Consider the following 23,161-nt stretch of genomic DNA (forward strand, 5'->3'; position numbering starts at 1 on the left):
CGCGATTGCTACGGTCTTCGGGTGAGCGGCAGCGAGGAACGGACCGAGTTGATGCGCGCGCTCGACGTGGGACGCCATCACGTGCTTGATCAGTTGGGGAGCCTGAACCGGGCTGACCAGTACCGCAGTCGCGTTCCGTCGGGATGGTCGCCGCTCGGACTGATTCGTCACCTCACGCTGTCCGATGAGCGGTACTGGTTCGAGGTGGTGGTCGCCGGGGAACCCCTCGACTTCTGGCCACCAGGAGACAACGGCGACTGGGTCGTCCCCGACGCGAGCGACCCCGAGCAGATCATCGACGACTACCGACTGGCCATCGCCAACTCCAACCGGATCATCGCCGCGACCGCTCTCGACGCGGCACCGCTCCGGCCCGAGCCGGGGTGGTCTGAGACCGGGGCCTTCGGGGACCTGCGGTCCATCCTGTTGCACACCATCGTCGAGACCAGCACTCATGCTGGGCAGCTGGATGTGGTTCGCGAGCTGGCAGACGGCGGCCAGCACATCGTCGTGTAGGACGGACGAGGAAACAGATTCGTCGAGCATGTCGAAGTCGGCGCTGGTGCTCCGACCTTGCCGTGGAGGCGACCACCGCCAGCCAATGACGCACAGGAGCTGACCATGACCGGACTGACGCCCTATCTCTCTTTTCCCGGCACCGCCCGCGAGGCCCTCACGTTCTACCAGAGCGTGTTCGGCGGCGAGCTGGTTCTGCACACCCTCGCCGACTTCGGCCGCCACGACGGCCCCGCGGACGCCGTTGCCCACGGCATGCTCCAGGGCCCTGTGGAGCTCTTCGGGTCCGACGCCGGTCCGGGTGAGACGACGCTTCGCCTCGACGGGGTGCTGTTCTCCTTGCTGGGCACGGCAGAGCCGTCGACCTTGGAGGCATGGTTCGCCGCCCTCGGCGTGGGCGGGCACGACGCCGATCCGCTCCAGAAGCGGCCCTGGGGCGACCACGACGGCCAGGTCACTGACCGGTTCGGCGTGCGCTGGCTGATCGGCTACCAGGGTTGATCCCTGTCCGGGCACCCCGATCTGGCGCCGTCTCCTGCGCCAGCTCGGCGGCTCAGGAGAGGGGCCCGGGCGCACGGCGGCCACGACGTCGCGGAAGGCCCTCCCCCACTTCCGCCGCCGTAGATCGGAATCGGCCCGCCTCCTCCACTCAGGCCCACTCAGGCGCCCCAGCCGTTGGCTAACTGTGCTAGCTTTATGACTAACGCCATACGCTGGTGCGTTGACACCACCCAGGGGGCAGACATGACCGAGTTCCTGACCATCACGGGGGGCACCCTCGCCTACGACCTGACCGGCACGACAGGTCCGCTCGTGGTGCTCGCCCACGGCATGGGCGACAGCCGGCAGGCTTACCGCTTCCTCATCCCTGCCCTGGTCGACGCCGGTTACCGCGTCGCCGCGGTGGATCTGCGCGGCTGCGGGGAGTCCAGTGCTGAGTGGACGTCCTACACCCGCACCGACATCGCCGGCGACATCGTCGCCCTGGTCCGCCACCTAGGCGGTCCGGCGGTCCTGGTCGGTCACTCCATCGCGGGCGGCGCGGTCACCATCGCCGCCGCGACAGCCCCGGAGCTGGTCACCGCCGTGGTCGAGCTGGCGCCCTTCACCCGTAAGCAGACGATGGGTCTCGGCGACCTGCGGGTGGCCTCCTTCCGCCGCGGCATGCGCCACCTCCTCGGGACCATGCTGCTCGGAAGCGCCAGGCAGTGGGCGAAGTACCTGGACGTGGCCTATCCCGGCACCAAGCCGGCCGACTGGGACCCGCGGATGAGTCAGATCACCACGATGCTCTCCGAGCCGGGGCGGATGAAGGCTCTCCAGGCGATGGGCAAGACCGCCCCCGTCGACGCCGGACAGCAGCTCGGCAACGTCCGCTGCCCAGTCCTGGTCGTGCAAGGCAGCGCCGACCCCGACTGGGCCGCACCCCGGGCCGAGGGTGAGGCCATCATCGCCGACCTACCCACCGGCTTGGGCCGCCTGGAGATGGTCGACGGTGCCGGGCACTACCCGCACGTCCAGTTCCCCGCCCAGGTGGCCACCGCCATGCTGACCTTCCTGGCCGGCGTCGATGCCTAGGGCGGGCCTGGGCACGGACACGGTCGTCGCGGCCGGCGCCGACCTCGCCGACGAGATCGGCTTCGCCGGCCTCAGCATGGGCCAGCTGGCCCAACGGGTCGGCGTGCGAACTCCCTCGCTCTACAAGCACGTCGCCAGCCAGGACGACCTCAACCGCCGCATCGCAGCCCTCGCCCTCACCGAGGCCGCCCAGGCGATCGGTGCGGCGACCCAGGGACGAGCCGGCCGCGACGCCCTCCGAGCCGCAGCCCGGGCGCTGCGCGACTTCGTCCTGGCCCACCCCGGCCGGTACGCCGCCACCATCGCCCTCGAGCCCACCGGCCCGGAGGACCCGATCGCCCTCGCCGCAACGCGGCTGCTCGAACCCTTCACCGCCGTGCTCCGCGGCTACGACATCGCCCCCGCCGACATGACCCACGCCCTGCGCGCACTGCGCAGCGTCTTCCACGGCTTCGCGACCATCGAAGCCGGCGGGGGCTTCCAGTGGTCCACCGACACCGACGAGAGCTTCGAGTGGCTCATCGACCTCGTCGACCACGGCCTGCGACACGGATCCCCCACGGGTTCGGCCGGACCAGCGAGCCGGCGGAGTTCCTGAGCGTGTCCGGGCCGCGGGGCGAGCGCGAGCGCCCGGTGGAGGGGGCGGGTCTGACACAGCCACTGATCGCCACCAAGCTGTACGTCCCCAGGCAGCGGAGGGGTCTGGTAGCACGCCCAAGACTGGTGGAGCGGCTCGAGAGCGGAGCCGAGGCACGGTTGATCCTGGTGTCCGCCCCGGCCGGGTTCGGCAAGACGACCGTTCTGGCGGCGTGGCTGCATGAGGTGACGGTGTCGCCTCGTTGCGTCGCCTGGCTCTCACTCGACACCGCGGACAACGAACCGTCCACGTTCTGGACCTACGTGTTGACCGCACTTCAGAGGGCCGTTCCGAGCCTGGGTGCGAGGGGGTTGCTGGAGCTCCTGGCGGCCACACCCGTGCCGTCTGAGCTGCTGCTCACCACGCTGCTCAACGAGCTGGGTGCCGTACCGGAGGACGTGTGGCTGGTCCTTGACGACTACCACCTGGTCGGCGATCCCGGGGTCGGCCAAGGGGTCGCCTTCTTGCTGGAGCATCTGCCGCCGAACGTCCATGTCGTCCTCAGCACCCGAGCCGACCCCGATCTGCCGCTGGCGCGGTGGCGGGCGCGGCGCGAGCTGGTCGAGATCCGGGCGAAGGACCTGCGGTTCACCTCCGCGGAAATCGCCGTCTACCTCGACGAAGCGAGCGGAAACGAGCTCACCCCCGGAGACGTCGAGGTCCTCGAGGAGCGCACCGAGGGATGGATCGCCGCTCTCCAGCTGGCCGCCCTCTCGTTGCAGGGCCGGGCGGACGTGAACGGCTTCATCACCCGCTTCGCCGGAGACGACCGCTACATCGTGGACTACCTGATCGAGGAGGTGCTGACCCAGCAACCAGCTGCCGTACGCGACTTTCTGATGCAGTCAGCGGTCCTCGACCGGCTCACCGGACCGCTGTGCGACGCGGTCACCGGTCGCCAGGACGGCACCGAGATGCTCCCGGCTCTGGAACGCGCCAACCTGTTCCTCGTCGCCTTGGACGACCGACGCGAGTGGTATCGCTACCACCACCTGTTCGCCGACGTGCTGCGGGCGCGGATGCTCAGCGACCATCCAGACCAGCTGCCGCTGCTGCACCAACGCGCCAGCCAGTGGTGCGAGGACCACGACCTGACCGAGGACGCGGTCACCCACGCCTTGGCGGCCCGGGACTTCGACCGCGCCGCCCACCTGATCGAACGGGCCGTGCCGGCCATCCGACGCCACCGGCAGGAAGCGGTGATGTACGGCTGGCTGCAGGCGCTGCCCGACGACACCCTCCGGCGCAGCCCCGTGCTCAGTGTCTTCTACGGAGATCTGCTGATGCACTCAGGCGACCTCGTGGCGGTCGGACCACGACTGGATGACGCGGAGCGCGCGCTGGCCGCCGTGCCTGACGGCGAAGCTCCGCCCTGGCCAGACACCGAGGAGCTCCGGACGTTGCCGGCGACCATCGCCATCTACCGCGCCTCGCTCGCCCAGGCCCGCGGCGATACGGCCGCCACGGCTGAACACGCCCAGCGCGCCCTCCACCTGGCCGGACCCGATGACCACCTGGCGCGCGGTGGTGCAGCCGGGTTCCTGGGGCTGGCCGCCTGGGCTGAGGGGGACGTACGCAGCGCCCTGGAGACCTTCGCCCAAGCGGTGGCCAGCCTGCACGCCGCTGGCAACCTGCTCGACGAGCTGAGCAGCACGATCCCGCTCGCCGACATGTGGTGTGCCTCAGGCCGACCCAGCAAGGCACGCAGGCTCTACGCGCGTGCGCTGTCGGCGGTCGAGTCCGGAGGCGACGCTTTCGCGAGGGCCGCCGCCGGCCTGCACGTGGGTCTGAGCGAGCTCGACGCCCAAGTCGGAGACCTCGAGAGCGCCAAGCGACACCTCGACGCCGCCGCGGCGCTCGCCGACCGGGCCGGGATGAACGAGGGGCGCTTCCGCTGGTTCGTGGCCAGAGCGCTCGTCGCTCGAGCGGACGGCGAGCCGGAGGCGGCCATCGCCTTCCTGGATCAGGCGGTCGAGCTCTACCGGCCGGGCTTCTCCCCGGAGGTGCGTCCCATCACAGCCATCAAGGCCCGGATCTGGATCGCACAGGGCAACCTGGCGGAGGCCGCGGACTGGGCCCGGGACCGAGGCGTGTCCGTCACCGACGACGCCAGCTATGTGCGGGAGTTCGACCACCTCACCCTCGTCCGGCTGGTCCTGGCCCGGTGCCGCGCACACCAGGACACCACCTCCCTCGTCCAAGCCGCAACTTTGTTGGACCGGCTGGGCGGGTCAGCCCGGACTGCACAGCGCGCCGGAAGCCTCCTCGAGATCCGCCTGCTTCAGGCGCTGGTCCAGGACGCTCAGGGACGTCGGGCGCGGGCTCTGGACACCTTGGTCCACGCCCTGGAGCTGGCCCCCGAGCCCGAGGGCTACCTCCGGCTGTTCCTGGACGAAGGTGCTGCCATGGTGAGCCTGCTGCGCGACGTCAAGCCCGATGGACCCGGCGGCCACCAGGCACGACGCCTGGCCAGCGTCGGCGCAGCGGTCGAGGCGGCTGGGGCAACGAACACAGTCAAGGGCATCACATACAAGGCCACCGAGTCGTTGAGCGACCGGGAGCTCCAGGTGCTGAGGTTGCTCGACAGCGAGCTGACCGGGCCGCAGATAGCTCGCGAGCTGTTCGTGTCGCACAACACGGTCCGCACCCACACCCAGCACATCTTCACCAAGCTCGCCGTCACCAACCGCCGGTCGGCGGTGCTCCTCGCCCGCGAACGCGGCCTCATCTGACGGCTCGGATCCACGAGCGCAAGCACCAACCGCTGCGGCGAGCAGGATCATCCCGTCGGTCACATCGTTGGATGACGCGCGCTCACCCAGCCCGTCCCTAGGTTCGAGTCATCCCGCGGCACCCCGCTCCGGACACTCAAACACCTCGGAGTCACCATGACCATCACCACCACCACACTCACCCGAGCGGCCGGCCTCGCCGCCGTCGCCGGGGGCTTGCTGTTCATCGCCGTGCAGTTCAAGCACCCCCTCCTGACGCCTGAGTTCACCACCACGACCGAGTACGCGGTCCGTGAGACAGCGAAGATCCTCATGGCCGTTCTCTCGCTGGTGGGCATCACCGGCATCTACCTGCGGCAGGTCCGACAGGTCGGCGTGCTCGGCCTGATCGGGTACCTGTTGCTCAGCGTCGGCTACCTCACCATCCTGACCATCCAGGTCATTGCCGTGTTCGTCCTCCCGGACCTTGCGGCCAGCCAGCCCGGCTACGTGAGCGACGCCCTCGCCGTGGCCCACAGCGGCCACCCGGTCGGCGACGTCAGCCAGTTCCAGACCCTCACCAACATCGCGATCACCTACATCGCCGGCGGCATCATCTTCGGTATCGCGCTCTTCCGGGCCGGGATCCTCGCCCGCTGGGCCGCAGCCCTCATGACGCTCGGCGCTGTCGCGACCATCGCCACCTTCCAGCTGCCCGAGCTCACCCAGCGACTGTTCGCCATCCCCGCCGCCGTCGCCCTGATCGGCCTCGGCTACTCCCTGTGGCGTGAGCAGCGCACCGAGGACTCACGGCATCTGACCGGCGACGACAGCCCCCAGCTCGATCCAGCCGGCGCCAGATGACCACAACCGCGGTCCAGCGCTCCAGGCGGTCGGCGGCCAGGACCGGGTTTGTGCCGTTCGCGCTGGTCGCGCTGGTCCTGCTGCCCCTCTTCTTCGGCGTGCTGCGACTGGTCGAGCTCGCGGGCGGTCCGACCCTGATGCCGGCCAACCCGCGGCTGAACGCGTCGCCGGTGCCGGTGATCGTGCACATCGTCAGCGCGGTCGGCTACACCGTCGTCGGCGCCTTCCAGTTCTCCGCCGGACTGCGACGGCGCCGGCCCGGCTGGCACCGGGCCGCCGGGCGGGTGCTCGTCGTGCTCGGCCTGGCGGTGGCCTTCTCGGCGCTGTGGCTGACCCTGTTCTACCCCCGTCAACCCGGCACCGGTGCGCTCGCGTACCTTTTCCGGCTCGCGTTCGGGTCGGGCATGGCCGCCGCCCTCGTCCTCGGTGTCACAACGATCCGCCGCCGAGACGTCGCCCGCCACCGAGCCTGGATGATCCGCGCGTACGCCCTCGCCCTCGGCGCCGCCACCCAGGTGGTCACCCTCGGGATCGGGCCCGCCCTGTTCGGGCCGAGCCAGCTCACGCACGACCTGAGTCTCGGTGCCGCGTGGATCATCAACCTGACGGTGGCCGAGCACCTCATCCGCCGGTCCGCGCACCGGGCCACCGTAAGGGTCGGGTCCTGATGACCCACACCGAGCACCGTCCCGTCGTCTACCGGCTGCGGGTGGCGGGCCGGCTCGACCAGCACTGGTCAGCATGGTTCAACGGCCTCACCGTGAGCCACGAGGACGACGGCAGCACCAGCCTCACCGGGGCCGTCGCCGACCAGGCCGAACTTCACGGGCTGCTCACCAGGATCCGTGACCTCGGCGTCACCTTGATCTCCGTCACGGTCGTCGACCCGGCCCAAGCACCATGACCACGCCGACGCCGGCCGTCGTCAGCCGCCCTTCTCACCTACCGGGCCGGCAGTCCCCGGCCACCAGACCCTCACGCTGGGGGATCCCGGTGCAGCTGGGGGAACGCCGCGTTCTGCACCCGGGTCGTTGGCGCTGGCTGCGGGCGCTCGGCTGGCTGGTGCTGCTGTTCTTCCTGACCGGGGTGGCGTTCGGCTTCCCGGCACAGGCGGCGGTTGATCGGCTCCCGGCGGGAAACGGGGCTCTGCAGTTCGTCGGGCTACTGGTCGCTGCCGCTTCCGCTCTCGGCGGCTACGCCCTCGCGGTGTGGCTCGGCGAGGGACGCGGCGCCTCCGAGCTCGGACTCCGGCCGGCGCTGCCCGGCCTCGCCGCCGGCGCAGCCCTCGGACTGCTGCTCATGGGTTTGCTGATGGGCATCCTGGTCGCCACCGGTGCCTACGACATCGCCGTGGTCGGTGCCACCCCGGCGTGGAGCGGGCTCGGCCTGGCGCTGCAGGCGGCGGTCACCGAGGAGCTGTGGATGCGGGCTTTGCTGCTCCGACTGCTGTGGCGGGCGTTCGGACCCGTCCCAATCCTCATCGTCGCCGCACTGGCCTTCGGTGGCCTGCACGTGGCCAATCCCGGAGCCACCGCGCTCGCTGGTGCCACCGTGGTGATGGCCGGACTGATGTTCTGCGCCCTCTACGCGCTGACCGGGCGGCTCTGGGTCCCGATCGGTGTGCACCTGGCCTGGAACCTCGCCCAGGGCTACGTCTTCGGCGCGACGGTGTCGGGCGGCACCCTCGGCGGTTCGGTCCTGCTCAGCACCGCCCGCCCGGGAGCGCCGCCGTGGTTGACCGGTGGAACCTTCGGCCCCGAAGCCTCCGTGCCCGCCCTCATCCTGGTCACCACGGCGACCGTGGCCGCACTCGCGCTGACCCGAAGGACCGGCAGCTTCGCCGGCCCCTTGCCCTTCACAGCGAAGATCGCCGCTACGACGTCCACCGTGACCGCTGACGACGTCTCCGGTCTACGGTGGGCGGGAAGACGACCTGAGATCCGGTGATCACCGAGACCGCGACCCACTCCATGATCGCGGCGTCCCACGACAGCGAGGAGACCTCACATGCCCGACTTCAACGGACGGCCGATCCTGGTCACCGGCGGCAGCGGCGGTATCGGCGGCGAGACAGTGCGCCAGCTGGTCGCCGCCGGCGCCGACGTGATCGCCGGCGGTCGGTCGGAGGAGGCTCTCGGAGAGCTCGCGGCGGAGACCGGCGCCCGCGCTCTCCCCTTCGACCTGACCTCGGAGGACAGCGTCCGGCAGGCCCTGGAGACCCTCGACGTCTGGGGCGTGGTGAACTGCGGCGGCTTCGGCGGTGAGATCGCCACCCCGATGGAGACCGACATCTCCGTGTTCGACAAGGTCATCTCCGTCAACGCGCGGGGGGCCCTTCTGGTCACCAAGTACGCCTCGCGGTCGATGATCCGGCTCGGCAAGGGTGGCTCCATCGTGAACGTGTCCTCCCAGGCCGGTCTCGTCGCCCTCGGCGGTCACATCTCCTACGGCTCCTCCAAGGCCGCGCTCGACAACATCACGCGCGTCTCGGCCCTCGAGCTCGGGCCGTACGGCATCCGCGTCAACAGCGTGAACCCGACGGTGGTGATGACTCCCATGTCGGCCTGGTACTGGGGACGCCCCGACATCGAGGGACCCTTCCTGGCCGCGATGCCGCTCGGACGCTGGGCCACCGAAGCCGAGATCGCCGCCCCGATCGTCTTCCTGCTCAGCGACGGGGCGTCGATGATCAGCGGCGTCTCGCTGCCCATCGACGGCGGCTACACCGCCCGCTGAGCCGGACCGGACCGGACGGATCGCCGACGCCAGAACTCGGCTTCGGGCCACCGCCGCTCGCGGGCGTAACGGTCGCGGCACATGATCAGGTACCGGGCGAGCGTGCGGTCGACCAGCCGTGCGTGGTCGGAGAGCGCATCGGCGCGGCCGGCCAGCAGGGCCGCGATCGACTCCGCCGCGTGGTAGCCCTCCCCCAGGGCCGCGGCGATGCCGTACGAGGCGAGCGGATCGAAGGCGATGGCGGCGTCGCCGACGGCGAGCCAGTCAGGACCGGCGACCGACGTGAGACGGGCGGTGTGCGCCGGTCGCAGCACAACCTGCTCCCGGCTGAGATCGACACCGGCAGCCAGCACCCGCGTCCGGGTGACCGGGGCCTCCTCCAGCAGGGCTCGTAACCCGTCCGGCCGTCGTGCCCCGGTGCTCGCCAGGAGGTCGGCGTCGGTCATGAAGCCGACGACCAGCCGGTCGCCCGGGAGAGACAGGGAATACCACCAGCCGTCGGACACCGCCTCGACGAGCGTGCTCGAGTCGACACCGGCGACCGGACCCCGGACCTCGCTGACCTCCCTGGTCCGTGCATAGATCAGCGCGCCGACCAGGTGGTCGTAGCGGACCCGTCGCACGCCCAGCAGCCGAGCCACCCGGGCCGCCCGGCCGGACGCGTCGACCACCACGTCCGTCCGGTGCACGGTCGGGCCGTCGTCGCCGACGACCCGGAGATCCCACCCCTGCGACCTGCTCCTGGAGCAGCCGACCAGACGGCTGCCCCACCGCCAGTCCACGCCCGCGTCGGAGGCCGTCGCCGCCAGCTCCTGCTCGAACCGGGCCCGGTCCAACCGCCAGCCGACGCCGTGGGTGCCGAACAGGAAGTCCCGCTCGACGGCGTCCGTGGCGCCCCACACCGACCGGTTGCCGTACGACGGCAGCCCGGCGTCCGGGAGCCGACGAGTGAGTCCGAGTCGGTCCAGCACCGGAGCGGCGGACGGTGGGAGGCACTCCCCCACCTTCCAGCTCGGTCCCGCCGCTGCCTCCAGCACCAGCGGACGGTGACCGAGCTGAGCCAGCGCGATCGCGGTGGCCGCTCCTGCCGGGCCACCGCCGACCACGACTACGCGCTGGATGGGTGGTCCCTCACAGCTCGTCGCGGCCGAGCAGCCGCCGGTGCGACTCCGGCGGCACCTCCTCGTGCTCGGCCGCCAGCGTCCGCGCGGCCCGCTCCGGCAGCAGGACGGCCTCCTCGGCGGGGAGTCCGAGCATCCGCTCGGCGATCTTCACCTGCTCCCACGTCGGGTCGGACTTGGTCAGTGACGCGGCCAGCCCGGTCTCGACCCACAGCCGGTCCGGGACACCCTCCGCGCCCAGGTCGGTGGGGCCGGTCCGGGACGTGACGATGCCCAGCTCCGGCCATCGGGTGATGTTGTCGTTCAGCCTGGTCAGCCGGTCCGGACCGAAGAACCGCAGCCAGTCGAGCCGGTGGAACAGGTGCTTCAACCGTTGGGTGGTCGGGAGATCCGCGTCCATCACCCGCTCGTACGAGCGCTCGCTGAGCACCTGGTTGGGGACCCGGGCCGCCCAGAACGACGGCAGCGGCAGGTAGGTGCCGATCTCGTAACCCGCCAGGCAGCTCGCCTCGTCGGTCTGCCACGGCACCCCCATCCACCAGGTCAGCGTGCCCGGCCCGGACGCCGACACCACGCCACCGGCGCCCAGCGCCTCCGCCGGGGTGAGGGTGACGCCGTAGTCCGTCTTCGGCGTCGCACCCTCGGCGAGCTGGTTCAGCCGGAACGGCGCCTTCCACATCGACGCCACCCGCAGCGTCCAGGTCAGCTCGATGCCGGGATGGAAGGGCCCACCCAGGCAGCTCTCCAGATTCGCCTCGTCGAGCGCCCGAGGCTGCTGGGTGACCGGGTAGTCGGCCAGGGTGGCCGGCCGCCGCCGGAGCGACGGGTCGGGATCGAAGTCACCGGCGGCCCACTGCTGGAGGAACCGGTACTGGGTCGGGGTCACCGCCAGGTCATCCATCCCGAGCTGGCGGTAGTCGCCGAAGGCGTCGCCGTAGAACGGGGGCAGCTTCGCCGCCGTCTGCGGTCCGCCCTTGAGGGCCGGGTCGCGGAACCAGCTCGCGTAGCCGGTGCGGAGTGCCCGGTGCTCCGGGGCCGGGTCCGCCAGCTGCGCCAGCAGCTCCGGCGTGGTCAACCGACTCGGGCTGCCGGGGCCGAAGAGGACGTCGGCCCCGCTGTTGACCCAGCCGGTGTCGACGAGTCGGGACAGCACCGGGTAGATGTGGCGCCAGAAGGCCGGCCGTGCCGGTGGGTCGAGCGCGAACTTCGGGTCACGGCAGAACAGGTCGTAGACGACGTCGTACAGCGTGACGACGCCGTACAGGCCGGGTCCGAAGTTCGGCGGGGTGACCGCGACCGCCGCCGGCTCGGCCTCGAGCTTCTTGCCCCCGATGGTGACCGTCGCGCGCACCCAGCCGTCGGAGGTGTCGTCGTGCCAGCCGTCGTTGTTGGCGAAGGTGGTGGCCGGCTTCTTCAGGTAGGACGACGAGGCGCCGAAGCCGCCGAGGACGATGAGACGGCCCTGGTCGTCGGTGCGCAGCTCGCCCAGGGGCACCTTCGCCCCCATGAACGTGCCGGAGTCGAAGCGGTAGGGCGTGCCCTGCTTGCTGCGGCCGGCGATGGAGCGGGGACCCGGATCGATGACCAGCTTCGTGCGGGCGGTGCCCGTGATCGCGCTGTTGCGACGGCCCGGGGTCTTGGCGTACTTCGTGCCCAGATCCATCGCGTTGAGGAACTGGTACCAGGCGGACTTCCGGTTGGCGAGATGGACGCGCCACGCCACCGTCCCGACGTCGGCGGTGACCTCCGCCACCACCTTCCCCGCGCTGTCGAGCCCGTACACCCGGAACCGGGCGCCCTGCCGCTTGATCCGACCCGCAGGGTCCTTGTAACCACCCGCCGGGACGGGCGACTGACCGGGGGCCTCCGGCCCGAGGTGGTACTGGTCAGGGGAGTTCCCGACCCGGGCGATCCCCAGCCCCGGGTGGATGACGCAACGCACGATCTCGGCCACGGTGGACCATCTTTCTCCGTCCGGATGATTCTCCTGATCCTAGAGTGGCCGTCGCCGAGTCGACAGCCCCTCGGTCGTCGCCGCCACTGGATCGGGCAGGATGAGCCGGTGGCCGGCCCTGGACAGCTGAGTCTCGGCAGCGGACCTGGTGTCCCGTCGGTGATCGAGGTGCGGGGCGCGCGCGTCCACAACCTCGTCGACGTCGACGTCGACGTGCCGCTGCACCGGCTGGTCGCGATCGCCGGGGTGTCCGGTTCGGGGAAGTCGTCGCTGGCCATGGGCGTGCTGTACGCGGAGGGCTCCCGCCGCTACGTCGAGGCCCTGTCGACCTACACGCGGCGTCGGATGGCGCAGGCGGCGCGGGCCGCGGTGGACTCCGTCCGCCATGTCCCGGCCGCCCTGGCTCTGCGTCAGCGACCCGGGGTGCCCGGTGTGCGCTCGACCTTCGGGACCTCCACCGAGCTGCTGAACTCCCTGCGGATCATGTTCTCCCGGCTCGGCTCGCACCTGTGCCCGAACGGACACCGGCTGGCGCCGACCATCGACGTCGCTGCTGGTCTGGACCTCGTCTGTCCCGAGTGCGGCGTGGTCTTCTCCCCGCCCGGGGCGGAGTCGCTCGCGTTCAACTCCGGGGGCGCGTGCCCGGTCTGCACCGGCACGGGCACGGTGCGCGACGTCGACGACCGCACCCTGGTCCCCGATCCCGGGAAGAGCATCGAGGCCGGGGCCGTCGCGCCGTGGGGGATGTTCGGGCTCGCGGTGATGCCGCAGGTCGTCGCCGAGCTCGGGGTCCGGATCGACGTCCCCTACACCGAGCTCACGAGCCGCGAACGCGAGATCGTGCTCGACGGGCCCGCGGAGAAGCGTGCGATCCGGGTCCCGTCGAAGTCGGGGAAGCTGTTCGAGCTGAACTTCACCTACCGCAGCGCCCGCGGAGCCGTCCGCGAGGCGCTGGCCAACGCGACCAGCGAGCGGGGTGTGGACCGGGTCCAGCGGTTCATCACCGCTCACCCCTGTCCGAGCTGCCGGGGCACCCGACTGTCGGAGGCGGCCCGCAGTGCCCGACTGGACGGCCTGGACCTCGCCGACGCCACAGCTCTCACCCTGGGCGACGCCACGTCGTGGGCGCGCAACGTCCCGGAGACCCTGCCGGTGGAGCTGCGCTCGATGGCGGAGATGATCTGCGACCAGTTCCTCGGCACCGGCCGCCGGCTCCTCCAGCTGGGCCTCGGCTACCTCACCCTGGACCGTGCGGGCGGAACCTTGTCGACGGGTGAACGGCAGCGGGCGCAGCTGGCCCGGGCGGTGCGGAACGAGACCACCGGTGTGCTGTACGTCCTCGACGAGCCGTCCATCGGCCTGCACCCGGCCAACATCGACGGTCTCCTCGGCGTCGTACGGGACCTGCTCGCCGGAGGGAACTCCGTCGTGCTCGTCGACCACGACGTGCAGCTGCTGCGCGAGGTGGACTGGCTGATCGAGATCGGGCCGGGCTCCGGGGCCGGCGGTGGCACCGTCGTCGCCCAGGGCACGGTCGAGCAGATCGGCGTGAACCCGGCCTCGCTGATCGGCGGGTTCCTCACCGGGGCAGAACCGGTCGTCGTGCGCACGCCCGTGCCGGAGGGCGAGGTGTTCATCGGCGGGGCTCTCCGTCTGACCACCGCGCCGATCCACACGGTGCACGCTCTCGACGTGACCATCCCGAAGGGTCGGCTGACCACGGTCACCGGGATGTCGGGTTCGGGCAAGACCACGCTCGTCCTCGACAGCCTCGTGCCCGCCCTGGCCGCCGCACAGCAGGGCGAGCCGCTGCCGGCCCACGTCACCGCCCTGGAGGCGGCCGGGATCACCCGGGCCGACGTCGTCGACGCGACCCCGATCGGCACCAACGTCCGCTCCACCGTGGCGACGTACAGCGGCGTCCTGGACGACCTGCGCCGAGCGTTCGCCGCGACGCCGGCCGCCCGGGAGCGGGGGCTCGAGGCCGCCGACTTCTCCTACAACACGGGATCTCTGAAGTGCCCGCGCTGCGCTGGGACCGGCCAGATCGTGCTGGACGTGCAGTTCCTCCCCGACGTCGACATCCCCTGTCCCGACTGCGTCGGCACCCGTTACGCTCCCGCCGCCGACGAGATCTCCCTGGAGACCGCGGCGGGGCCGCGCTCGCTGCCCCGCCTGCTGGCCTGCACGGTCGCCGAGGCCGCGGTGCTCCTCACCGCTCTTCCCACCGTGCAACGGAAGCTGCAGACGCTGGTCGACCTCGGCCTGAGCTACCTCAGCCTCGGCGAGGACACTCCGGCGCTGTCCGGCGGTGAGGCGCAGCGCCTCAAGCTCGCCTCCGAGCTCGGTCGCACCCACACCGGTGCGCTCTTCGTCTTCGACGAGCCGTCGGTCGGGCTGCACCCGCTCGACACCAGGACGCTCCTGCGGGTGCTCGACCGGCTGCTCGAGACCGGCGCCACGGTGATCGTGATCGAGCACGACCTCGACATGATCGCCAACGCCGACCACGTCATCGACCTGGGTCCCGGAGGCGGTGCCGCGGGCGGCCGGATCGTCGCCACCGGCACGCCGGAGCAGATCGCCGCCGACCCCGACAGCGTCACCGGCCGCTACCTCTCCCCCCTCCTGCACCATGATCACGACCCGGCCCCCTGATCGGTTCACCGTCAGAGCCGAGACGAGGCGCAACGTGGCCTCGGCGACCAGTGCTCCGCTCGTGGTGCCGACCCCGCCCGAAGGTCCGTCCAGTCCCGCAGCGGCGCCGTACGTCGAGGGCATCCGGATCTGGTGGTCGAACGGGATCGGGTGCGTCACCTACGAGCTGGCCACCGTCGGCCCCGAAGGGACGTACTCCGCGCCCGTGGAACCTGTCGTGGTTGAGCAGCCGACGAGCTGGATCGTCGCGCAGGCACCGACCCTCGTGTCGACGTGATCACTCGGGTCGGATCACTGCTCGGGTAGGGCACTCGGATCCTGGTTGTCCCTGGCCTCGCGCGCCTGGTTCCGTACGCGGGTGCCGACGACGCGGGTGAAGACGAGGGTGACGATCAGACCGGTCACGACCACGCCGGCGGCGATGGGGGCCATCGTCTGCACCCCCTCCGGGCTCTTGAGGACCAGACCGGTCAGGTAGAGCACCAGCCCGACGGTGAGCAGCAGGAACCCGATGCGCTTCTCCGCCAGCAGCTGCGCATGGGTCGAGACCGCATCGCGCTCCCCCACCGCGGAGCCTTCCTGGCCGATCTCTTCGCGCAGCTCGACGATGGACTCGGCGTTGTGCGCGTGGGACAGGACGCCCGCACCGACGAGGTCCAGGGCCACGCCCCCCACGATCAGAACTTCCACCATCAGTGACACGACAGACCCTCTCCTTAGCGCTCCGGCTGGACGCCGCAGTCACTTCTAACACCGAACGGGCCGTCCGGGTCGACGACGCGAGGGCTGCGCCAGTGATCTCCGGCGAGAGCCGGCGGATCAGGTGGTGGGTGAGGTGCATCGGGAGCACTGTTGGATGGAGGCCATGCACCCACCCGAGCGGTACACCGCGACCAGCTGCCTGAGCGAGCGCCGCTTCGACGACAGCGACGCGCTGTCGGTCCGCATCGACGAGGGTCCGCACGACTGGTACCACGGGGTGCCCGGTCGCGGGTTCGTCGGCACGCACGCGATCCGGTTCGACGGCTCCGCGTCGCACGGTGTGCACTGCGTGGTCCTGCACGGTGTGCACCGCGCGCTCCTCCATGACGTCGACCTGATCATCGCCGACCACACCGAGCTGTCGTACGTGATCGGCTACCGGCTGGACGACGAGCTGCGCTACACGGGTGGCCACGTCGCCGTCGACGTCGTCCTCTCCGACGGCACTCGCGCTTCCGCGTACGGCGTGGTCGACCAGCTCGGCTACGGACTGGAACCGGACGTCCAGGGCACCTCCAAGGCGATGTACCCGCACCAGTGGAATCTGCGCCGCGTCGCCCTCGGGTCGCTCGCCGGTCGGCGGGCGGTCGCGGTCGAGCTGGCCTGGGACGCGACCCCGGGACAGGACGTGACCGGCTTCCTGGACCGGATCCGCCTGGGCGACGCCGGCGACCCGGTCCGGAGCCGACCGGTCGACTGGGTGATCGCCACCCGGGGCACGCTGTCCAACCGGCTCTTCAGCCGCGGCAACAACCTTCCGGCCACCGCCTGGCCGAACGGGTTCGCCTTCTTCACCCCGGTCACCGACGCCCGCACCCTGCGCTGGTTCTATTCCTGGTCCGACCACAACGACGACCGGAACCGCCCGCGCCTGCAGGCCCTGGCGGTCAGCCACCAGCCCAGCCCGTGGATGGGGGACCGGCTGGTGTTCCAGGTGATGCCGCAGTCGACCGACCGACCGCCGACCGCCGATCCGGCGGCCCGCTCGATCGCCTTCGACCATGATCACGAGCTCGCCCGCCCGCACCACTACCGGGTCGAGCTGCAACCCGACGGAGCCGGACCGACGGTCGCCGAGCTGGTCCCGACCGACCACACGACGGCCATCAAGATCACGTTCAGCGGGTCGACCGGACGCTTCGTGCTCGACAACGCGACTCCCGACGGACGGTGCGACGTCGCCGCGGACGGCACGATCACCGGCTGGACCCACTCGCTGCCCGGACCTCGGGCCGACGGGGCCGGGCCGATGTTCGTCTACGGCCGCTTCGACACCGGAGCCGGAACCGTCGCGGTGACCGCGACCGGCCGGCTCGACGACGGCGCCGGGCCCGAGGTCGCCTGCTTCGTGGACCTGGCGTCGACCTCGGGACCGCTCACCGCGATCCTGCGCCTCGGGACGTCGTACCTCTCGGTCGACCAGGCTCGCCGCAACCTCGAGCTGGAGCAGGGCACACCGGACGCCCCGCGTGACGTCGAGGACCTGCGCGAGAGCGCCGCCGACGCCTGGGACGAGCGGCTGGGGGCGCTGGAGATCGACGGCGAGCTGGTCGACGACGAGGCCAGGACCACCGTCGCCTCGCACCTGTACCGGCTCAACCTCTACCCGAACTCCGGGCACGAGAACGTCGGCACCGCCGACGACCCGCGCTGGGTGCACGCCAGCCCCCTGCTCCCGGCCGAGGAGCACACCGACACCCGCACCGGCTCGGTGGTCGTCGACGGGAAGATCTACGTCAACAACGGGTTCTGGGACACCTACCGGACTGCCTGGCCGCTGTACGCGCTGCTCTATCCGCGACTGAGCGCGGAGCTGGTCGAGGGGTTCCTGCAGCACTACCGGGAGGCCGGCTGGATCCCGCGGTGGTCCTCCCCCGGGTTCGCCGACTGCATGGTCGGGACGTCGAGCGACGTCGCGTTCGCCGATGCCCTGGTCAAGGACGTCGAGGTGGACGCCGAGACCGCCTACCTGGCCGCCGTCCGCAACGCCACGGTCGCGAGCGACGACAGCCGGGTCGGGCGCAAGTCGCTCGAGCGGGCGATCTTCCTCGGCTACACCCCGGTCGAGGAGCCCGAGGGGATGTCGTGGTCGATCGACGGCTACATCAACGACTTCGGGATCGCGTCGATGGCGCGCTGGCTGCTCGACCATGATCGTCTGCCCGACGGCTACGACCGTACGCGGCTGAGCGACGAGCTCCGCTGGTTCACCGCTCGGGCGACGGACTACGCGCGGCTCTTCCGACCCGACGCGAAGATGTTCCACGGCCGCCGGGCCGATGGTGCCTGGCGCGTCGAGAACGGCTTCGACCCGGACGACTGGGGCGACGACTACACCGAGACGAACGCGTGGAACATGGCGGTGTCGGTGCCGCACGACGGCGCCGGGCTCGCCGGCCTGCACGGCTCCCGTGATCAGCTCGGGGCCATGCTGGAAACGATCTTCAGCCGACCGGAGACCGGTCGCCACGAGGGTTCCTACCCCCGCAGCATGCACGAGATCACCGAGGCCCGCGACGTCCGGATGGGGATGTTCGGGCACAGCAACCAACCCGCGCACCATCTCCCGTTCCAGTGGCTGCACGCCGGCTGGCCCGACCGTACGCAGGCGGCCGTCCGCGAGGTCCTGCGCCGGTTCCACCAGGGCAGCGAGATCGGTCAGGGGTACGGCGGCGACGAGGACAACGGCGAGATGTCGGCGTGGCACCTGTTCGCCGCACTCGGCCTCTATCCCGTCGCCGTCGGCAGCCCCGTCTACGTCGTGTCGTCACCGCTCTACGAACGGGTGCGGGTGCGGCGGGACGACGGGGTCGGCTGGGAGGTCTCGGCGCCGGGCATCACCCACGACACGGTGTACGTGGCCGGTGTCGAGGTGGACGGGGTGGCCTGGACGCGGCCCTGGATCAGTCACCGTGAGCTCGTCGGGGCCGAGGAGCTCCGGTTCCACCTGGCCGACGCCCCTCAGCCGTGGGGGGCGGGCGAGGCGCCGCCGTCGGTCACCCCCGAGGTCGACGGAGAGGTCACGGCGCCACGGCTGCTCCGCGACACGGCCTCGACCGCGACCCTGACCGGACCGGAGGGCCTGGACGTCGGCTCACTGATCGACGACCACTCGGCCACCGCCGTCGAGCTCGCCCCCGGGACCGCGATCGAGATCGCCACCGGGGAGGCCGTGGACGTCGAGCTGATCACCCTCACCTCGGCGGCCGACGGCGCTGCCCCGTCGGCCTGGAGCCTCGAGGCCGAGACCACGACCGGCTGGACGCTCATCGCGGAGGCGAGCGCCGACACGTTCCGCTGGCCGCGCCAGACCCGGGCGTTCGGGGTGGCCGGCGGCACCGTCCACGCCGCCCGCTTCCGGTTCACCGCCGTGGGCCCCGGCCGACTGGCCCAGCTCGAGCTGCTCGCCCGCGACCGGTCCCGGTGACCTCGTCCAGGGGCCACCGCCTCCGGTTTCACCGTTCCAGATCTGCTGGAGTGGTCGGTGACCAGCGCGACGCGGGAGAAGTCCCAGGCCGCACCTCGCGTGAGCCGCGCGCAGTCCAGCGGTCAGCCAGGAACCCCGGTCGAGGCACGGATGATCAGGTCGGGAGGCAGCACGACGTGGCGCTGCGCCGGCTGCTCGCCGGCCAGCACCGTCAGCAGGAGCTCGGCGGCGACGAGGCCCATCCGGTGGTGCGGCCGCGCCACCGAGGTGAGGGGCACCGACAGCTGCGCGGTGAACGGGATGTCGTCGTAGCCGACGATGGAGATGTCCTCGGGCACTCGGACGCCGTGGGCCAGCAGGCTCTGCAGGACACCGATGGCGAGCAGGTCGACTCCGGCGGCGACGGCGGTCGGGCGGCGGGCGGGTGGCCGACCGGCGAGCTCACGACCGATCTCCAGACCGGCCTCGACGGTCAGCGGTGCCGGGAAGAGCTCCAGCTCGATGCCGTCGACCCGTTCGAGGGTCTGCCGGAACGCGTCGAAGCGGGTGTGGACGGGCGCCTGGGAGGCAGGATCCCCGACGAAGACGATGCGTCGGTGGCCGAGAGCCGCCAGGTGCTCGGCCATGGCGGCGCCACCCGCGGCGTCGTCGACGGCCACGGACATGGTCCCGGAACCGTGCGGCTCGGCCCGGTCCACGACCACCAGGGGGACGTCGCCGTGCAGCTGCAGCTGGGCGGGGTCGTCCACGTGGTCGTTCGGGATGACGATCAGACCTGCCACCCGGCGCGCCGCGTACTCCCGCAGGTAACGCTGCTCGCGCACCGTGTCCCGCGCGCTGTTGGACATCAGCACCGTCCACGGACCGTCCGACGTCCGCTCCTCCACGCCGCGGGCGATCTCCATGAAGCTGGGGTTCCAGGCGTCCAGGAGCATCAGCCCGATGGTCCGGGAGTAGCCCGCCCGGAGATGGCGGGCCGCCTCGTCCCGGACGAAGCCCAGCTCGGCGATGGCCGCCTCCACCCGGGCCCGGGTGTCGGGGCGGACCCGCTCGGGGTGGTTGAGCACGTGCGACACGGTGCCGTGCGAGACTCCCGCCCGCTCCGCCACGTCGGCTCGGCTGACCCGCCGCACCGTGTTTCCGCCGGTCGCTCTTGACACGAGTCAAGCATGACACTACGTTCATTCTCACCGCAAGCTTGACACGAGTCAACGAGTCGACGACGACCTGCAGGAGAACCCGTGCCCAACCGAGCCGCCGTGCTGCCCGAGCCCAACACCATCGAGATCCGCGAGGTCCCGGACCCGACGCCCCTGCCGCACCAGGCAGTGGTCCGGATCGAGGCCGTCGGCGTGTGCGGGTCCGACACCGCCTACTGCACGGTCGGCCGGATCGGCGACTGGGTGGTCGACGGTCCGCTCATCCTCGGGCACGAGGCCGCCGGCCAGGTGATCGAGATCGGCAGTGCCGTGACCGGGGTCGTCGTCGGCGACCGGGTCGCGATCGAGCCAGGCACACCCTGCCGCGACTGTCGTGAGTGCCTCGCCGGCCGGTACCACCTCTGTCCCGACCTGGTCTTCCTCGCCACTCCGCCGCACGACGGCGCGCTGGTCGAGAAGCTGGCTGTCGACAGCCGCAACCTCTACCGGTTGCCCGATTCCATGTCCTACGAGCAGGGCGCCCTGGTCGAGCCGCTGTCGGTGGGGATCTGGGGCTGCCGCCGGGTCGGTCTGGAGCCCGGCGACGACGTCCTGGTGACCGGAGCCGGACCGGTGGGGCTGCTCGCCGCCGCCGCCGCCCGCGCCCTGGGGGCGACCACCGTCACCGTGACGGATCTGTCGGACTTCCGGCTCGATCTGGCCGCGCGGATGGGGTTCGTCACCGAGCGCTCCGACGCCGCCGGCGACAGCACCTACGACGTGCTGCTGGAGTGTTCCGGGGCGCCGGGGGTGCTGGCCGCCGGGCTGGCCAGGCTGCGACCCGCGGGGCGGGCCGCCGTGATCGGTCTGTCCAAGGAGCAGTCGATCCCCTTGCCGCTGTCCCAGCTGAACGTCAACGAGATCAGCATCAGCCTGGTCAACCGCTACCGGAACACCTGGCCGCTGGGCATCTCCCTGATCGCCTCCGGTCGGGTGGACGTCGACCCGTTGATCACCCACCACTTCCCGCTGGCCGAGACCCGGGACGCGCTCCTGCTCGGCCGCACGGTCACCGACTCGATCAAGGCCGTGATCCACCCGCAGCAGTGACGGGATACCTTCGACTCGCCGCAGAATCCACCATCCGCCGACCGGTCACCCGGACGGCGCAATCTAGGGACTGGGCCTCCGCCGTGGAGCCCGGCCGCAGAACGGAGACGACCACGTGAGCAGCGACGCTCAACCGCTCGACGACGACCTGGCCCCCGGTGCCGACACCCGCGAGGTGGCGTTCACCGCGGTCGGGGTGAAGAAGCACTATCCCGGGGTGAAGGCCCTGGACGGGGTCGACCTGGAAGGCTATGCGGGCAGCGTGCTCGGGGTGTGCGGCGCCAACGGCGCCGGCAAGTCGACGTTCGCGAAGCTGCTGGCGGGGGTCGACACGTTGACCGACGGGGAGATCACGATCGCCGGCTACCCCCATCCGGTGCGCAACGCCGCGGAGGCCGAGCAGGCGGGGGTGTTGATGATGCACCAGGAGCCGTTGATCATCGACGACTTCACCGTCGGGGAGAACGTGTGGCTCTACAAGCTGCGTGAGGGTCGGGACATCCGGCCGTGGGCGCAGAAGGTCGACACCAACAACGCCGAGACGCGGGAGGTGCTGGCCAACGTCGGTCTGGGGCATCTGTCGACCCGGCAGCTGGCCCGTGATCTGGGGCCGGGTCAGCGGCAGATGCTGTCGCTGTCGCGGGCGGCGGTCACCAACCACAAGATCATGATCTTGGACGAGACGACCGCGTCGACCAGCGAGGAGCACTTCAACGACATCCTCGACCTGGTCGAGCGGGAGAAGAAGGCCGGCACGTCGATCATCTTCGTCTCGCACCGGTTGAACGAGGTGTTCGCCATGTGCGACCGGATCGCGGTGCTCCGTAACGGCAAGCTGGTCAAGACCCTGGACGCCGCCGAGACCGACGCCGACGAGATCACCTCGCTGATGATCGGTCAGGCGCTCAAGGCGCTGGCCCGCCCCACCCCGGTGTCCGCCGACCCCGACCAGGTGCCGGTGCTGTCGGTGACCGATCTGCACGGGGGCACGGCCGACGGCGTCAGCTTCGACGTCCATCCGGGCGAGATCCTCGGCCTGTACGGGTTGGTCGGCAGCGGCCGGTCCTCGGTGGCCCGCACCGTCACCGGCCAGCGGCCGGCCGTGTCCGGATCGATCAAGCTCCACGGTCAGGAAGTCGATCTGCCGACGCCCACGGCGGCGGTGCAGAAGAAGATCGCCTACCTGACGGAGGACCGCCGGCTGGAGGGGTTCGTCAAGGACTTCGACAACGGGCAGAACATGAGCCTGGTCGCCCTGCCGACGATGGCGAAGGCCGGGGTCGTCGACGCCGCTGCGGAGAAGAAGCGGGTCCGTGAGCTGATCGGTGAGTACCAGGTGAAGGGCGGCACCAAGACCTACACCCGGACCCTGTCCGGCGGCAACCAGCAGAAGGTCGTGGTGGCCAAGTGGCTGGAGACCGACCCCGAGTTCGTGGTCCTGGACGAGCCGACCAAGGGCATCGACGTCGGCGCCCGGGCCAACATCTACGAGATCATCCACGCCGTCGCCGCCCGCGGCAAGGGTGTGCTCGTGGTCTCCAGCGAGGCCGAGGAGCTGCTGTCGCTCTGCCACCGGATCCTCGTGATGCGCAACGGCAAGATCGTCGCCGAGTTCGACCCCGACCAGGCCGACACCGACGACCTGATCCGCACCGCCCTCACCCACCAAGACTGATCACCGCCGTCCCGAGCAAAGGAGCTTTCCCATGGCCACGAGCACCACTGCACCACCGTCGGTTCACCACTACGAGGAGGACCACTCCCGTGGCGGTCAGATCCTCGGCTGGCTGAAGAGCCAGTACGCCCTCTACATCCTGGTCGCCCTGCTGCTGGTGGCCACCATCACCAAAGGCTCCGTGTTCTGGGGCGGCACCAACCTGACGAATCTGCTGCTGCAGATGTCGATCATCGGCGTGGTCGTGCTGGCCGAGCTGATCGTCGTGCTGAC

General features: G+C 71.0%; 19 protein-coding genes and 1 pseudogene. 16 read left to right on the top strand and 4 right to left on the bottom strand.

Annotated features, from left to right (window positions below; translation table 11 throughout):
• Window positions 1-21: 21 nt before the first annotated feature.
• The 10 genes from ABD714_RS20415 (at window position 22) to ABD714_RS20460 (ending at window position 9,042) form a co-directional block, all read left to right on the top strand.
• Window positions 22-516: a mycothiol transferase gene (locus tag ABD714_RS20415; RefSeq protein ID WP_344814288.1), complete on the top strand. Its 495-nt coding sequence runs from the start codon at window positions 22-24 to the stop codon at window positions 514-516.
• Between the two features lie 105 nt (window positions 517-621).
• On the top strand, window positions 622-1,017 hold the full coding sequence (locus ABD714_RS20420; RefSeq protein WP_344814289.1) for a VOC family protein: 396 nt from the start codon (window positions 622-624) through the stop codon (window positions 1,015-1,017).
• A 243-nt stretch (window positions 1,018-1,260) separates the two neighbouring features.
• Window positions 1,261-2,094, top strand: a complete 834-nt coding sequence (locus ABD714_RS20425) for an alpha/beta fold hydrolase (RefSeq protein WP_344814290.1) — start codon at window positions 1,261-1,263, stop codon at window positions 2,092-2,094.
• Window positions 2,087-2,692 carry a TetR/AcrR family transcriptional regulator gene (locus tag ABD714_RS20430; protein ID WP_344814291.1) on the top strand — a complete coding sequence of 202 codons (606 nt, stop codon included), beginning with the start codon at window positions 2,087-2,089 and terminating at the stop codon, window positions 2,690-2,692. Before ABD714_RS20425 ends, ABD714_RS20430 begins: the two co-directional genes overlap by 8 nt.
• A gap of 125 nt (window positions 2,693-2,817) precedes the next feature.
• Window positions 2,818-5,463 carry a winged helix-turn-helix domain-containing protein gene (locus tag ABD714_RS20435; RefSeq protein WP_344814292.1) on the top strand — a complete coding sequence of 882 codons (2,646 nt, stop codon included), beginning with the start codon at window positions 2,818-2,820 and terminating at the stop codon, window positions 5,461-5,463.
• A 156-nt stretch (window positions 5,464-5,619) separates the two neighbouring features.
• Complete coding sequence (locus ABD714_RS20440) at window positions 5,620-6,306, top strand: hypothetical protein (protein ID WP_344814293.1); 687 nt, start codon at window positions 5,620-5,622, stop codon at window positions 6,304-6,306.
• Window positions 6,303-6,974 carry a DUF2306 domain-containing protein gene (locus ABD714_RS20445; RefSeq protein ID WP_344814294.1) on the top strand — a complete coding sequence of 224 codons (672 nt, stop codon included), beginning with the start codon at window positions 6,303-6,305 and terminating at the stop codon, window positions 6,972-6,974. Before ABD714_RS20440 ends, ABD714_RS20445 begins: the two co-directional genes overlap by 4 nt.
• Entirely contained in the window at window positions 6,974-7,210 is a 237-nt protein-coding gene (locus ABD714_RS20450; protein ID WP_344814295.1) for a hypothetical protein, read from the top strand. The genes ABD714_RS20445 and ABD714_RS20450 overlap by 1 nt, the downstream gene beginning before the upstream one ends.
• An 89-nt stretch (window positions 7,211-7,299) precedes the next feature.
• On the top strand, window positions 7,300-8,253 hold the full coding sequence (locus ABD714_RS20455; protein ID WP_344814296.1) for a CPBP family intramembrane glutamic endopeptidase: 954 nt from the start codon (window positions 7,300-7,302) through the stop codon (window positions 8,251-8,253).
• Window positions 8,254-8,313: 60 nt separating this feature from the next.
• On the top strand, window positions 8,314-9,042 hold the full coding sequence (locus ABD714_RS20460; RefSeq protein ID WP_344814297.1) for an SDR family oxidoreductase: 729 nt from the start codon (window positions 8,314-8,316) through the stop codon (window positions 9,040-9,042).
• Here the strand turns inward: ABD714_RS20460 and ABD714_RS20465 are convergent.
• Both ABD714_RS20465 and ABD714_RS20470 read right to left on the bottom strand, forming a co-directional pair.
• On the bottom strand, window positions 9,027-10,148 hold the full coding sequence (locus ABD714_RS20465; protein WP_344814298.1) for an NAD(P)/FAD-dependent oxidoreductase: 1,122 nt from the start codon (window positions 10,146-10,148) through the stop codon (window positions 9,027-9,029). The two genes, ABD714_RS20460 and ABD714_RS20465, sit on opposite strands and share 16 nt — an antisense overlap.
• 25 nt (window positions 10,149-10,173) lie before the next feature.
• Window positions 10,174-12,117 carry a LodA/GoxA family CTQ-dependent oxidase gene (locus tag ABD714_RS20470; protein WP_344814299.1) on the bottom strand — a complete coding sequence of 648 codons (1,944 nt, stop codon included), beginning with the start codon at window positions 12,115-12,117 and terminating at the stop codon, window positions 10,174-10,176.
• A gap of 108 nt (window positions 12,118-12,225) precedes the next feature.
• Here ABD714_RS20470 and ABD714_RS20475 point away from each other — a divergent pair, with 108 nt between their 5' ends.
• Together ABD714_RS20475 and ABD714_RS20480 are read left to right on the top strand one after the other, a co-directional pair.
• Window positions 12,226-14,775 carry an excinuclease ABC subunit UvrA gene (locus ABD714_RS20475; protein ID WP_344814300.1) on the top strand — a complete coding sequence of 850 codons (2,550 nt, stop codon included), beginning with the start codon at window positions 12,226-12,228 and terminating at the stop codon, window positions 14,773-14,775.
• Between the two features lie 34 nt (window positions 14,776-14,809).
• A complete protein-coding gene (locus ABD714_RS20480; RefSeq protein ID WP_344814301.1) occupies window positions 14,810-15,052 on the top strand; it encodes a hypothetical protein in 243 nt (80 codons plus the stop codon).
• 14 nt (window positions 15,053-15,066) lie between these two features.
• Here the strand turns inward: ABD714_RS20480 and ABD714_RS20485 are convergent, their stop codons facing one another.
• Window positions 15,067-15,468 (bottom strand): hypothetical protein, encoded by a 402-nt coding sequence (locus ABD714_RS20485; RefSeq protein WP_344814302.1) that lies wholly within the window; start codon window positions 15,466-15,468, stop codon window positions 15,067-15,069.
• Window positions 15,469-15,601: 133 nt separating this feature from the next.
• Between ABD714_RS20485 and ABD714_RS20490 the strand changes: the two genes are divergently transcribed.
• Window positions 15,602-18,964 carry a GH92 family glycosyl hydrolase gene (locus ABD714_RS20490; RefSeq protein ID WP_344814303.1) on the top strand — a complete coding sequence of 1,121 codons (3,363 nt, stop codon included), beginning with the start codon at window positions 15,602-15,604 and terminating at the stop codon, window positions 18,962-18,964.
• A gap of 122 nt (window positions 18,965-19,086) precedes the next feature.
• Here ABD714_RS20490 and ABD714_RS20495 read toward each other — a convergent pair whose 3' ends face one another.
• On the bottom strand, window positions 19,087-20,124 hold the full coding sequence (locus tag ABD714_RS20495; protein ID WP_344814304.1) for a LacI family DNA-binding transcriptional regulator: 1,038 nt from the start codon (window positions 20,122-20,124) through the stop codon (window positions 19,087-19,089).
• An 81-nt stretch (window positions 20,125-20,205) separates the two neighbouring features.
• Between ABD714_RS20495 and ABD714_RS20500 the strand changes: the two genes are divergently transcribed.
• The 3 genes and pseudogenes from ABD714_RS20500 to ABD714_RS20510 form a co-directional block, all read left to right on the top strand.
• Window positions 20,206-21,213, top strand: coding sequence for an NAD(P)-dependent alcohol dehydrogenase (locus ABD714_RS20500; protein WP_344814305.1), 1,008 nt, complete (start codon window positions 20,206-20,208; stop codon window positions 21,211-21,213).
• A gap of 115 nt (window positions 21,214-21,328) precedes the next feature.
• Window positions 21,329-22,888, top strand: a complete 1,560-nt coding sequence (locus ABD714_RS20505) for a sugar ABC transporter ATP-binding protein (RefSeq protein WP_344814306.1) — start codon at window positions 21,329-21,331, stop codon at window positions 22,886-22,888.
• Window positions 22,889-22,919: 31 nt separating this feature from the next.
• Window positions 22,920-23,161: pseudogene (locus ABD714_RS20510) on the top strand (ABC transporter permease); the annotation flags it as partial.

It is taken from the genome of Microlunatus aurantiacus, assembly GCF_039536605.1.
Taxonomy (GTDB): Bacteria; Actinomycetota; Actinomycetes; order Propionibacteriales; family Propionibacteriaceae; genus Microlunatus; species Microlunatus aurantiacus.